Raw genomic sequence first — 12,810 nt, forward strand, 5'->3', positions numbered from 1 at the left:
AGGCGTTGAAGAAGCCTTGAAGAAGGTCCGGCAGGATACCGCACGAGGTCGGCAAGGCGCCGGCGGCTTCCCTTTCCTGATGGTCCCGGCCTCCGCTCATCAAGGCACGCTGCCGCCCTTGGTCGCGTGGGAGGGCGACCAGCGGAAACTGCGGTTGGAGATGAGGCCCGAGGCCCATCATTCGATCAGCGATCCAACCCCCATCGGCTGCGGCAAATGCAGATTCCGCCGATTCCAGAGTGCTGACGGCTGAGAACAGACCTTGGGGGAGCGGCTGGAATCGCTGTTTCGGCACTCTCATTTCACATCCAGAGGCGACGCACTCGCTCGAAGTTTGGAGCCCATCATTCCGTGGACTCCAAGGGTCGAAGCTCCATTCGCACCAGCATGCTGTCCCCGTCTTCCACCTTGTGGGCCGTCCTCAGATCCCTCCCATCCTGAAGCTGGAGCTCCGGCCAGAGTTCTCGCAACTCGCAACCGAATAAGATCCCTTCCCATCCAGTGATTGGGGAAAGAACGGCATCGACTCCGACTTCTGCTCTATCTCGGGCTGCGGAAAAAATGCCTGCGACCCGGCGCGGGCAGGCGCGACCCGGCACCCCCTCTCCATCCGCACCGAATCCGGCCGTCCTCTCTGCGACGGGATGCGAAGCAAGGTCGACAATTCCGGAGGCCGCGAACGCTACAGCCACCGCATGGGCATCATCGAACCCGCTCTCGCCAACATCCGCCATGCCAAAGCCATGAACCGTTTCGACGATCGAGGACGTCGCAAGGTCTCCGCCCAGTGCCGACTCGACGATATCGTGCACAACCTAGGCAAAATCGCTCTCTCTCGGCCGGGTTACGCCACCGGCGAGCCCGCCACGGGGTGAATCCCCCTTGCCTCACAGCATGGGTGGCCCCGGCAGGGCGTCACAGGAGCCCATCACCAGGTGCCACGACCCCGCAAGGGAAACGCCCGCCCGGAAATCGAAAACGACGTCCATCACTCGGCACCATCGGAAGGCAACGGTATGACGGGCTCAACCGGGGTTTTCCGATGGTCTCGTTTGGCCTTTTTGTTTCAGCAACTTGGTAACCTGAAACCGACTTTGAAAGTGGTGTGCGGTCGTCGGCACGAAAGGAACATCCTCGAATGCCTCGTTGGGAATCCCGGTGAATCCTCCTGTCTCATATCCGCGAAATCGAGCAACGGTGCCACGCTCAGGAATCGAAATATCGATCCATCCAAACACAAGAAGTTCGATCACTATCGGTTTCGTCAGTGCGTGCGTTCCGACCCGCTTCACCTCAATGAGCTTCTTGCCGAGGTGCGCGCGAAGGCGAGTGTCCTGATCGTCGACAATTCGCCCCTCAATCTCGATCATCTTGCCAAATCCGGCACCCAACTGTGAAGAAATCGAGATGCCTTCCCCTTGGTCCTCGGCTGCGCAATGAAGAGCCGTCGCTGCAAAGAGGATTGCGTGGAGGAGTTTCATCTTCTGGCGCGTCATAGCACCAACTGCCTGACGGCAGCCGCGCGTTGACTGTGGTTTGAGGATTGAAATCACGGTGAGAATTCGACTCCGACTCCGAGCGGGGCAGCGGTCATTCGCGTCAACCTAGTGCGACAATCGATGGGTTGTCAGTCGATTGAATTCACAAAAAACGAGAAGAGGCTTGATAGGGATAGAGCTCCGGCAAAATCGGCATGTTCGGTGCCAACTTCTTTCCGAGTCTCCCAGATCTCGAATTCATCGCAAGATCATTGGGCCTGATCGTCAGGCATTCCCACAAATTCAGTGGAGCGGGATTCCTCTTCGCCCTGCTTCGCTCCGTGACCATGGGCGACTGCTCGCTCGACCACCTCCCAGCACGAGCTGGAGTGAGACCTTGACATGAGGGTTCGAGTCCTAGGCGGGATACGATGAAGGCCCTTGAGCAGAAAAGCTCACAGGCCTTCGCCTTTTCTGAATATGGTGAAACTCGAGAGAAGCTCCGGAGAGGGAATGGAAGTAGGATTCGCTCCGAGCAGGTCTCCCCAGTGAGTTGAGTCCTGATCTTTATGGAAACTCGAGCTTCCAGAGCGTCCAATCCTCGCCCAGAGCCGACCTGCACCCCTCCGTATCACCATTTCGCGAAACCATCCCCCCACCCTGCTCTCTCCTCACTCCAAGAAGCCTCCCCTCCATTTTTTGTGACGCACGGTGATCGGTGAGTTTTCCTGTGTGGCGCCCACCACCGCTTCACAATGCTCGCTGTGGAGTTCGCGACCTTCGTGAAGCCGGTTCGGCAAAAGGGCGACTGGCGAACTCCTTCGAAGTTTCCCGCTCCCGGATCTGGGGGAAATCTTCGGCTGCTGCCCATTAGGGTTCTTGGAAACCGGATCGATGAACTGCGCTGTCCCTGCCTTGATGGCGCACCAGCGAGGCTGAAAAGCTCTTCCTCACCAACCCACCTGGAACGCCGTGGAAGCCAGGGAGCCACCTGAGTGTCTTCTTCGATTCCCATGGTCGTTTCACGGATCCCCTGTCGAAAGGATCTCTCCCGCACTCCCTAAAAAAAGGCCGCGGAGAACTCCGCGACCTTCCAAGGATTCGTTAGGCAAACTTCCGATTAGGAAGCGGTGCCATTCTCGATGATTTGGAGGAAGCTAGAGGCTTCGAGTGCTGCACCCCCAATCAGGGCTCCGTCAATGTCCGGGCAGGCCATGAGCTCCGCGGCATTGGCAGGCTTCACGCTGCCGCCGTATTGGATGCGAATTTTGGCTGCGGGCTCGCCACCGAAGGCTTCCGCCACCAACGAACGCACAAATGCATGGGCTTCCTGTGCTTGCTCGGCGCTTGCCGTCACACCGGTTCCGATGGCCCACACCGGTTCGTAGGCGATCACGGTTTCCTGCAAATCCTTTTCAGTGAATCCTGCAAGGCCCTTGGTGACCTGACGGCGAAGCACTTCTTCCAGCTGACCCCCTTCGCGCTCAGCAAGAGTCTCGCCGATGCAGAAGATGGGCTTCAGCTTGAACTCGCGAGCTTTGAGCATCTTCGCGTTGATCACGTCGTCGGTCTCACCATAGATGGAGCGACGCTCACTGTGCCCCAGAATCACGTAGTGAACGTAGAACTCCTTGAGCATCACTGCGCTCACTTCTCCCGTGTAGGCACCGCTATCATACTCCGAACAGTTCTGAGCGGCCAACGCCACGGCAGTGACATTGCCAAAAAGCTCACTGGCCTTGGCCAACGAAACGAAGGGCGGAGCAATGACCAGGTCGCACGGAAAGGTCTGGTGCTGAACGTGAGGAAGAAGAGCACGGGCGAAATCCTCCGTTTCGGAGGGACCCTTGTTCATTTTCCAGTTGGCGGCAAAAATCGGCTTCCGGTTCATGCTTTGATTTCAGTTGGTTACAGCATCCACCATGCCATTAGGCTTCATCAAGAGCTGCCACACCGGGCAGTTCCTTGCCTTCGAGCAATTCAAGGGAGGCACCGCCTCCAGTGGAAATGAAGGTGACTTTGTCGGCGATGCCAAACTTGTTGGCCGCCGTGACGGAGTCGCCGCCACCGACGATGGTCACTGCATCGGTCGCAGCCACCGCTTCGGCCACCTTCTGGGTGCCCTTGGCGAAGCTGCCAATCTCAAACACTCCCATGGGACCGTTCCAGACGATGGTCTTCGAGGATTTGACCTCCTTGACGAAGTCCTCAATGGCTTGGTCGCCGATGTCGATGCCTTCCCAATCCGCAGGAATCGCCCCACCCTCGGCGTAAGGAGCCGTCACTTGGGTTTCGGCACCGTCCTTGAATTCTTGCGTGATGCGAGTATCGGCCGGGAGCAAGAAACGCACGCCCTTGGCGTCGGCGTTCTTGAGAATGTCGAGGGCGAGCTCAAGCTTGTCGTTCTCCACCAGGCTTTTTCCGATCTCGTAGCCCTGGGCCTTGCGGAAGGTGTAGGCCATGGCTCCACCAATGATGAAGGCATCCGCCTTCGCCATGAGGGCGTTGATCACCTCGATCTTGTCAGAAACTTTGGCCCCACCCATAATGACCAAGAATGGACGTTGGGGCTCGGCCAGCTTGTCGACCAAATACTCCAGTTCCCGAGCCAGCAGGAAGCCCATCGCGCTGGTAGCAACAAAATGGGTCACTCCCTCGGTAGAGGCGTGCGCACGGTGAGCGGTGCCAAAGGCGTCGTTGACAAAAATCTCCGCCGATCCGGCGAGTTGCTTGGCGAACTCCGGGTCGTTCTTTTCCTCCGCGGAATAGTAGCGTGTGTTCTCCAAGAGAAGCACGTCGCCCTCAGCCAACCCTGCGCGCAAGGCGGCCACTTCTTCACCCACGCAATCTGGAGCCATGGTCACCGACTTGCCGAGCAACTCCGAGAGGCGTGCTGCCGCAGGTGCCAGGGAAAACTCCGGTTTGGGCTCACCTTTCGGACGACCGAGGTGCGAGCACAGCACCAACTTGGCTCCGCCCTCGATGAGATGACGGATGGATGGAACGGCGGCTTGGATCCGGGTGTCATCGGTAATGGCTCCATCTTTGAGCGGAACATTGAAGTCCACACGCATGAGCACTTCCTTGCCTTTGACGTCGAGATTCTGAATCGAGAGTTTAGCCATGGCGGCGGGAGTGCTGCACCTCGCGTCGACGAGAGTCAAGCATCGGGTGGACCATCGGGCCTGGATGACGGAGGGAGTTCGATTTGACGGAACGAACACTTGCCTCGGGAGGCTTTCGAGCCTTTAACCTCGGTTTCATGATCGAAGGAATTCTTGAGAAGCGGATTTGCCCGGTGGTGGTATTGGATCACGTCGAAGATGCCGAGCCCCTGGCGGATGCCCTGTTGGAAGGTGGACTCAATGTGATGGAGATCACTTTTCGCACTGATGCAGCGGCCGATTGCATTCAAAAAATCGCCAACGACCGCCCTGAAATCATCGTCGGGGCAGGAACACTCTTGTGCCCAGAACAGGTCCAACGTGCCAAAGATTCCGGAGCTACCTTTGGATTGGCCCCTGGCCTCAATCCTCAAGTTCTGGCCAAGGCCAATGAACTGGAGCTTCCCTTCTGCCCAGGGGTGATGACCCCCACAGATATCGAAGAAGCCCTCGGACTCGGGTGCGACTTGCTCAAGTTTTTCCCGGCCGGCCCAGCCGGTGGGCCGAAATTCCTCAAGGCCCTCGCCGGCCCCTACGCCCACACCGGAGTGAAGTTCATCCCTACCGGAGGCATCAACCGCGCCAACATGCGCGAATATCTCGACCTCTCGGTGGTGGGAGCAATTGGTGGAAGCTGGATGGTGGATAGTGTTTTGGTGAAGGAAAAGCGTTGGGCGGAAATCACTTGGCTGACCCGGGAAGCCCTCGCCGCAGTTTGACCCCAAACTCGCGGATTGCTCTGTCGCCGGTTTCGCGCAGCTTGGGGCTGTGGAAACCGGTGAAGCTCTCTCCGCCAACCGCCGCCTTCGTCAGGAAATCCTCCTGGCTCGCGAGCGGGTCTATCATTTTGGAAAGCCCACTCCTTTGGATGCTCTCGGCATCGAAGGGCTCGATATTTGGATCAAGCGTGAGGACATCTCCCCAATCAAAGCCTACAAATGGCGGGGAGCCGCCAACCGCATGGCGTCTTTGTCGGTTGAGGAAAAAGCGCGGGGCGTCGCCACGGCGTCTGCTGGCAATCACGCTCAGGGAGTCGCCCTCGCCGCCGCTCGGTTAGGTGTCTTCGCACGGATTTATATGCCCCGCTCCACCCCTCGAGTCAAAATCGAGGCAGTCCGTCGTCTCGGCGGCGAACAAGTGGAAGTGATCCTATCCGGCGATAGCTACGATGAAGCCATGGCCGCCGCCCTTTCCGGTGCCGAAGCTTCCGGCGCGACCTATGTCCACGCCTACGACGACCTCAAAGTCATGGCCGGGCAAGGCACCTTGGCCGATGAAGTGGTGCTTTCCGGGCAAGGCCCTTTCGACGTGGCCTATCTCCAAATCGGGGGCGGCGGCATGGCGGCGGGCGTCTCCGAATGGCTCAAAACGTATTGGCCGGAAATCGAGATCGTCGGCGTCGAAGGTATCGATCAGGCCTGCATGGGAGCTGCCGCCACGGCGGGCGAACCGGTGACCCTCGATCAGGTGGATCTTTTTTGCGATGGAACTGCCGTCCGCAAAATTGGCAGCCATCCGTTCAAGATATTGCAGTCCCGTCTCGACCGACTGATCACCGTCACCAACGACGAAGTCGTCGGAGCCATCCGCTGCCTTTGGGAAGGCCTGCGATGCATCGCGGAACCCTCCGGGGCCATGGGCCTCGCGGGAGCCCTCAAGGAATCTTCATCACTTCAGGGAAAGCGAGTACTCGTGGTGCTTTGTGGAGCGAACATCGACTTCCTGAAGCTCGGACAGCTGGCACTATCTCAAACGTCCGGCCGAGCTCGCACACGAACCCTGAGCGTGCGCATTCCAGAGCGCCCGGGAGCCATGCTTCAGCTGCTCCATTCGGCATTCGCTGGTGCAAATATCGTCGATTTCCAATACGGCAAAACCAGTGAACGCGATGCATGGCCGGTCTTCACCCTACAGACCGACTCCACCGAGGACCTGGATGCCGTATCGACGCGCCTCAACGGGCAAGGCTTCGAATGGCGGTTGCGGGAAGATGCCGTGGATGTGCGATTTCGTGCCATTCCGCTCCGTCAAGACCTCCTGTCACACCCGGTTTTCTTGCGCCTCGATTTCTATGAACGGGAAGGAGCGCTTCGCGACTTCCTTCGCGCCCATCTCCCCTCGGACGCCAACCTCTGCTACTTCAATTACCGGAGTTCCGGTGAACGCATTGGACGCGCTCTGATCGGCATCGAATTCCCCTCTTCGCAGGCTGCCCAATCGTTTCTTGAGGGCAGCTTCCGAACAGGAGAGGGCTACCGGTTATGCGAACCCCTCGATCCCGAGACGACGGGTCGCCTGCTCGGTCAGGGGAGCTGAGAGGCTGATATCCAACCCTTCTCCATTTGGGCTGAGGGCTTGCGCCAATACCCTACCCCAGTATAGGACCAGTCATGGCACATTTGTCCGGGGACAACACCAAGCTGATCCAAAGGGTCCGACGCCTGAAGGGACAGCTCGAAGGCATCGAACGCATGCTCGTTGATGGCGAGGACTGCTACAAAATCCTGCAAAACACCGCGGCCTGCCGAGGCGCGCTCAATTCACTGACCCGTCAGCTGATGGAAGAACACATCGTCCATCACATTGAGCAGGAGGCCAGCGCGAGCGAGCCCATCAAGGCCGCATCCCGGGACCTCAGGGAGATTCTTCACAGCTACCTCAAATAATTCCGATGATGCACGATTCAGAAATCTCACGTTGGATCCACGACCATCGCTTCGGCCAGGATCTCAAGAAGCCCGGTGAATCCCGCACGCTCGCCGTCATCGCTCTCACCATGACCATGATGGTCATCGAAGTTGGAGCGGGAATTCGCTTCGGCTCCATGGCCTTGCTGGCCGACGGGATTCACATGGCCTCACACGCCGTCGCGCTGGGCATCAATGCCTTTGCTTACTACTATGCACGCCGTCATGCGGGCGATCCTTCATTTAGCTTCGGCACCGGCAAAGTGAACGCCCTCGGCGGCTATACGGGAGCCGTCCTCCTCGCCATGTTCTCCATCGGTATGGCTTGGGAGAGCATCGAACGTCTCATTTCTCCGACCTCCATCGCCTTCGACCACGCCATCTTCGTGGCCATCGTCGGCTTAGTGGTGAATGGTGCGTCGGTGTTCATCTTAGGAGAGAACCATCATCACGACCATCATCACGACCACGACCACGACCACGACCACGACCACGGGCACGACCACGGGCACGACCACGGGCACGACCACGGGCACCACGACCACAACCTTCGCTCCGCCTACCTTCACGTCATGGCAGATGCCCTGACCTCGGTGACTGCGATCGTCGCACTGCTCGCAGCCAAATATTTTGGCTGGATCTGGATGGATCCGGTCATGGGAATTCTCGGATCGCTCCTTGTCGGTCGCTGGTCCATCGGACTCCTTCGGCAAACCAGCCGAAGCTTGTTGGATCGCCAACTGCCTGAATCCAAGCTTGAGAGGATCCGATCGGCGATTGAAGCGGATGGGCTCAGCCGCGTTACCGATCTCCATGCGTGGGAGATCGGACCTCAACTGCATTGTTTGATGGCAAGTGTCGCCACTCGCACCGAGCGAAGCCCGGATGATTTCCGCGAAATGCTTCACCTCGATGATTTCCAGCACGTGACCCTCGAAATCCACCGGGTGAAATAGCATCTCGAGAGGCACTTGAGATCGCGATCGCCCGAAGAAAGACTTGCCATTTTTGCCAAACTTGGCCATTTCGCCAAGCCATGAAGGCATTGGAAAGCGACCGCCTCGTTCAGGTCATCAAGGCTCTGGCCCATCCCACCCGCCTTGAAATCGTCCAACTGTTGGCTTCCGGCACCCAAAGCGTCGGTGCTCTCCAAGCGCATGTCGGAGGCGATTTGTCGACGGTCTCCAAACACCTCACTCTGATGCGGAAAGCGGGCTGGATCCGCTGTGAAAAGCAAGGTCAGCAAGTGATCTACCAGCTGGCCTGTGAGTGCCTCCCGACTTTCCTCCATTGCATCCAAGACATCGCGGCTTCCGACTCCAGCTGCGGATGCGAATCTGAATCCGAATCCTGTTCCCTTTGATGAGAGCGACCTATCGATCCTTGCTCACTACCCTCCGAAGCCATCCTCAACATGCCGTCGAAGTGGTGCTCCCGAACGGAGAGTCCATCCCCGCCCATTTTCACATCACCGAAGTGGGACATGTCTCCAAGTCCTTCCTCGATTGCGGAGGCCAACGCCACACCTTGGAATGGAGCAGTCTGCAGGCATGGGTGGCCGATGATATCGATCACCGACTTTCCGCAGAGAAATTGGCGCGCATCCTCGAACGGGCGCAGACCCTCCTTCCGAGCTCCGACTTGCCGATCGAGATCGAATGGGAAGTCCCCCACTGGACACAACTTCCCGTCTTGAAGGTCGAAGTCACCGGCCACTCCCTCCGTCTTCACACCGAGTTCAAACACACGGACTGCCTGGCCAAAGACATCTGCTTGCCCGATTTCACCTTGCCTCCTCTTCCCGGTCAGAAGGCTCTTTGCACTCCTGGTTCCGGTTGTTGCTAACTCTGTCTCCCGATGATTCTCGTCCTTTGCACCGGAAACTCCTGCCGCTCGCACATGGCAGAAGGCATTCTCCAACGAGCCCTTGGCCCGCGAATTGAGGTCGCCTCAGCAGGCTCCAAGCCGGCGGGTTACGTCCATCCGCTGGCAGTGGAAGTGATGGCTGAGATCGGCATCGATCTCCATTCTCACCGCTCCAAGTCATGGGAGCAATTCTTCGACCGACCGGTGGAAACCGTCATCACTGTTTGCGGCAATGCCGACCAGATTTGCCCGACCTTTCCCGGCCAAGCGCATCGACTCCACTACCCCTTCGACGATCCCGCCCACGCCACGGGAAGCGAGGAGGAACAGCGGGTCGTCTTTCGACGAGTCCGAGACGAAATCCTGAAGGTCTTCACCGCCTACGCCGATGGCCGCCTCGCCTCCCATGCGTAAAAAAGAACCATCGGTGGTTTCGCGACTGTCGTTTCTCGACCGCTACCTGACCGTTTGGATCTTCGCCGCGATGGTCCTCGGAGTCGTCCTGGGAAGGTATGTGATTCACGATCCTGAGGCATTTTTTGCCCCGATGATGTTCGGCACGACCCACGTGCCCTTGGCGATCGGACTGATCGTCATGATGTATCCTCCCTTGGCGAAAGTTCGCTACGAAGAACTCCCGCGAGTTTTCTCCAACCCTCGGCTTCTCGGGCTATCCCTCGTTCAGAATTGGATCATCGGACCGGTCCTCATGTGGATCCTCGCCGTCTTGCTGCTTCGGGACCAGCCGGAATACATGATCGGAGTGATCCTGGTTGGCCTCGCTCGCTGCATCGCCATGGTTCTGGTCTGGAATGACTTGGCAAAAGGCTCCGCCGAATATGCCGCAGGTTTGGTGGCACTCAACAGCATCGCTCAGGTCCTATTTTACAGCACCTACGCTTGGCTATTCATCACGGTGCTTCCCCCGTGGATCGGTCTGCAGGGAGCTGTGGTCGATATCTCCATGCGGGAAGTCTTCCTTTCGGTGCTCGTCTATCTGGGGATCCCATTTCTTGCCGGCATGCTCTCTCGCTGGGGCCTGACCCGCCTCAAAGGATCCGCATGGTATGAGTCCCGATTCCTTCCGCGAATTGCCCCCCTGACGCTCGTTGCGCTGCTTTTCACCATCGTCCTGATGTTCACCACTCAGGGCCGAGAAATCGTCGCCCTGCCCCTTGATGGACTGCGCATCGCGATCCCCTTGCTCATTTATTTCGCCGTGATGTTCTTCGTCAGCTTCCTCATGGCCTCGCGGTGGGGTGCGGATTATCCGAGAACCGCCAGCATTGCCTTCACCTCGGCAGGCAACAACTTTGAGCTGGCCATCGCCGTCGCCATCGCTGTTTTTGGCGTCGACTCCAAAGTGGCATTCGCCGCGGTGATCGGGCCGCTCGTCGAAGTTCCAGCCCTCATTGCCCTCGTTCATGCTTCGAGCGCACTTCGACGACGGATCTTCCCAGGGAGACCTGAAACGGAGATCTCTCCCCTCTCAAGCCCAAAAGATTGAGTTTTCTAAGGGGAATTCACCATTTTCCTTGACTGGAAATCCCCCTACAACTACCTCCCCGCCCCCACGAACGACCATTAGACGTCATGGCAAACGCACAAGTGATTCTCCGCGAAAAGATCGAAGGACTCGGCGCCGAAGCCGATGTCGTCAAGGTCCGCGCCGGCTACGCGCGCAACTTCCTGGTTCCCCAAGGCAAAGCCTATGAGGCTTCCGAGGAAAACCTTAAGCACGTTGAAGACCTCAAGGCCGCCCGCGCCCAGCGCGAAGCCGAAGAGCTTCAAGCCGCTCAGGCACTGGCCACCAAGATTTCCAAGCTTCGTCCGAAGTTCACCCTTTCCACCGGTCAAGGTGGCAAGGCTTTCGGTTCGGTGACTTCGATCGACATCCACAAGGAGCTCGAAGCGGCCGGCATCGAACTGGACCGCCACGCCATCGAGCTCGAAAAGCCGATCAAGCGCTCCGGCAAAAACGAAGTGGTGGTTCGCGTGCACCCCGAGGTGACGACCACCCTCACGATCAACGTCGAGGCAGGCGAAGGTGCTGCCGAAGGCGACGAGTGATCGATTGATTTCTTCCCGACGGGCGGATCCTTTCTGGGGTCCGCCCGTTTTGATGTCAGCCAGCAACCACCGCCCGCATGTTCGAAGTTCTCCAACGCGATCCCTCCAGTAAGGCCCGCACCGGCCGTATGGCCTTGGCCCACGGCGTCGTGGAAACTCCGATCTTCATGCCGGTCGGAACGCAGGGCTCGGTCAAAACACTGCATCCCGACGAGCTGGAGTGGCTCGGAGCCCAGATCATTCTCGGCAACACCTATCACCTCTGGTTGCGCCCAGGCCACGATCTCATTCGCGAGATGGGAGGTCTCCACGGTTTTGCCGATTGGAAACGTCCCATTCTGACGGACTCTGGAGGGTTCCAAGTTTGGTCGCTTTCCAAATTGCGCAAAATCACCGAAGAGGGCGTGCGTTTCCAGAACCATCTCGACGGATCCAAAATGTTGCTCACTCCCGAGCGCAGCATGGAGATCCAAGCCGCACTCGGCTCGGACATCGCGATGCTTTTCGACGAGTGCCCGCCATACCCCTGCGAGCGCCAGTATGCCGAGAACTCCCTCGCCCAGACCACCCGTTGGGCCCGCCGGTGCAAGGAATGGATCACTCAGCACGAACCCCGCTCGGGCGAGGGCCGACAATGCCACTTCGGCATCGTCCAAGGTTCCGTGTGGGCGGAACTCCGCGAACGCTCGGCCCGAGAACTCGTCGACCTAGGATTTGACGGCTATGCCATCGGTGGCGTTTCGGTCGGGGAACCCGAAGAGGAAATGTTTCGCGCCATCGACCACAGTGTGCCGTTCCTACCCGAGGACAAACCCCGCTATGCCATGGGCCTCGGCACCCCCCCGCAAATTCTCGAAATGATTGGCCGTGGGGTGGATATGTTCGATTGCGTCATGCCCACGCGGGTCGCCCGCCACGGACAGGTGTTCACACTCGATGGACCGATTCACATCAAAAACCTCGAGTTCGAACGCGACCCGCGCCCACTTTGCGAATCCGCTCATCCCCACGTCGCAAGGTTCTCCCGCTCCTACATCCGGCACCTTTTCCGGGCCGGGGAAATCCTCGCTTTGCGGTTGCTTTCCTTTCACAACCTGCATTTCCTCCTCGGCCTCACCGCCCAAGCCCGGGCGGCGATCGAGGCAGGAAACTTCCTTGAATTCAAAGATTCCTTCATCCGGCGTTACACCAAGGCATGATCACACTTCTCGCGCTTCAATTCCTCGCCCAGAACCCTGCTCCCAAAGGCTTGGGAAACCCTCTGGTCATGATGGTCCTGATGATCGTCATGTTCTACTTCCTGCTGATTCGTCCGCAGCAGAAGCAGCGCAAAGATCTGCAGAAACGCATTGATGCCCTGAAGACCGGTGACCGCGTGATCACGACCGCCGGCATCCACGCTCTCGTTCACCACATCAAAGACAAGACCGTGACCCTCAAGATTGCCGAAGGGGTGCTGGTTGAGTTCGACAAGCAGGCCATTGCCTCCGTCCAGAAGAAGGACGCTCCCGCCGCTGATACCAAGGCGGTCGAATCCAAATAATC

Annotated in this window: 16 protein-coding genes; 12 read left to right on the forward strand and 4 right to left on the reverse strand. The window is 58.5% G+C overall.

What is annotated here, in order from left to right:
• The coding region (locus HNR46_RS03425) for a hypothetical protein (protein ID WP_184015832.1) at nt 1–301 on the reverse strand (301 nt) is incomplete at its 3' end.
• A 241-nt stretch (nt 302–542) separates the two neighbouring features.
• Here HNR46_RS03425 and HNR46_RS03430 point away from each other — a divergent pair.
• Complete coding sequence (locus HNR46_RS03430) at nt 543–875, forward strand: transposase (protein ID WP_343076014.1); 333 nt, start codon at nt 543–545, stop codon at nt 873–875.
• A 150-nt stretch (nt 876–1,025) separates the two neighbouring features.
• Here the strand turns inward: HNR46_RS03430 and HNR46_RS03435 are convergent, their stop codons facing one another.
• The 3 genes from HNR46_RS03435 to HNR46_RS03445 all read right to left on the reverse strand — a co-directional run bounded on the left by HNR46_RS03435 (nt 1,026) and on the right by HNR46_RS03445 (nt 4,603).
• Nucleotides 1,026–1,481 carry a hypothetical protein gene (locus HNR46_RS03435; protein ID WP_184015834.1) on the reverse strand — a complete coding sequence of 152 codons (456 nt, stop codon included), beginning with the start codon at nt 1,479–1,481 and terminating at the stop codon, nt 1,026–1,028.
• 1,117 nt (nt 1,482–2,598) lie between these two features.
• A complete protein-coding gene (tpiA, locus tag HNR46_RS03440) occupies nt 2,599–3,369 on the reverse strand; it encodes a triose-phosphate isomerase (protein ID WP_184015836.1) in 771 nt (256 codons plus the stop codon).
• Nucleotides 3,370–3,406: 37 nt separating this feature from the next.
• Nucleotides 3,407–4,603, reverse strand: a complete 1,197-nt coding sequence (locus HNR46_RS03445; RefSeq protein ID WP_184015838.1) for a phosphoglycerate kinase — start codon at nt 4,601–4,603, stop codon at nt 3,407–3,409.
• Between the two features lie 137 nt (nt 4,604–4,740).
• Here HNR46_RS03445 and HNR46_RS03450 point away from each other — a divergent pair, with 137 nt between their 5' ends.
• From HNR46_RS03450 to yajC, 11 genes are all read left to right on the forward strand, one after another.
• On the forward strand, nt 4,741–5,361 hold the full coding sequence (locus HNR46_RS03450) for a bifunctional 4-hydroxy-2-oxoglutarate aldolase/2-dehydro-3-deoxy-phosphogluconate aldolase (protein WP_184015840.1): 621 nt from the start codon (nt 4,741–4,743) through the stop codon (nt 5,359–5,361).
• 49 nt (nt 5,362–5,410) lie between these two features.
• Entirely contained in the window at nt 5,411–6,958 is a 1,548-nt protein-coding gene (locus HNR46_RS03455) for a pyridoxal-phosphate dependent enzyme (RefSeq protein ID WP_184015841.1), read from the forward strand.
• A gap of 74 nt (nt 6,959–7,032) precedes the next feature.
• On the forward strand, nt 7,033–7,308 hold the full coding sequence (locus HNR46_RS03460; protein ID WP_184015842.1) for a metal/formaldehyde-sensitive transcriptional repressor: 276 nt from the start codon (nt 7,033–7,035) through the stop codon (nt 7,306–7,308).
• A 5-nt stretch (nt 7,309–7,313) separates the two neighbouring features.
• A complete protein-coding gene (gene dmeF, locus HNR46_RS03465) occupies nt 7,314–8,285 on the forward strand; it encodes a CDF family Co(II)/Ni(II) efflux transporter DmeF (RefSeq protein ID WP_221284994.1) in 972 nt (323 codons plus the stop codon).
• Nucleotides 8,286–8,365: 80 nt separating this feature from the next.
• Nucleotides 8,366–8,692 (forward strand): ArsR/SmtB family transcription factor, encoded by a 327-nt coding sequence (locus tag HNR46_RS03470; RefSeq protein ID WP_184015843.1) that lies wholly within the window; start codon nt 8,366–8,368, stop codon nt 8,690–8,692.
• Nucleotides 8,692–9,174, forward strand: a complete 483-nt coding sequence (locus HNR46_RS03475; protein WP_184015844.1) for a DUF6428 family protein — start codon at nt 8,692–8,694, stop codon at nt 9,172–9,174. Before HNR46_RS03470 ends, HNR46_RS03475 begins: the two co-directional genes overlap by 1 nt.
• A 12-nt stretch (nt 9,175–9,186) precedes the next feature.
• The gene (locus HNR46_RS03480; protein ID WP_184015845.1) at nt 9,187–9,609 is read left to right on the forward strand and encodes an arsenate reductase ArsC; all 423 of its coding nucleotides are present in this window, start codon (nt 9,187–9,189) and stop codon (nt 9,607–9,609) included.
• A complete protein-coding gene (gene arsB, locus HNR46_RS03485) occupies nt 9,602–10,702 on the forward strand; it encodes an ACR3 family arsenite efflux transporter (RefSeq protein ID WP_184015846.1) in 1,101 nt (366 codons plus the stop codon). The genes HNR46_RS03480 and arsB overlap by 8 nt, the downstream gene beginning before the upstream one ends.
• Nucleotides 10,703–10,788: 86 nt before the next feature.
• The gene (rplI, locus tag HNR46_RS03490) at nt 10,789–11,265 is read left to right on the forward strand and encodes a 50S ribosomal protein L9 (protein WP_184015848.1); all 477 of its coding nucleotides are present in this window, start codon (nt 10,789–10,791) and stop codon (nt 11,263–11,265) included.
• Nucleotides 11,266–11,342: 77 nt separating this feature from the next.
• A complete protein-coding gene (gene tgt, locus HNR46_RS03495) occupies nt 11,343–12,464 on the forward strand; it encodes a tRNA guanosine(34) transglycosylase Tgt (RefSeq protein ID WP_184015850.1) in 1,122 nt (373 codons plus the stop codon).
• Nucleotides 12,461–12,808 (forward strand): preprotein translocase subunit YajC, encoded by a 348-nt coding sequence (gene yajC / locus HNR46_RS03500; protein ID WP_184015851.1) that lies wholly within the window; start codon nt 12,461–12,463, stop codon nt 12,806–12,808. The genes tgt and yajC overlap by 4 nt, the downstream gene beginning before the upstream one ends.
• Nucleotides 12,809–12,810 lie beyond the last annotated feature (2 nt).

Origin of the sequence: Haloferula luteola (assembly GCF_014201715.1) — a bacterium.
Lineage (GTDB): Bacteria > Verrucomicrobiota > Verrucomicrobiia > Verrucomicrobiales > Akkermansiaceae > Haloferula > Haloferula luteola.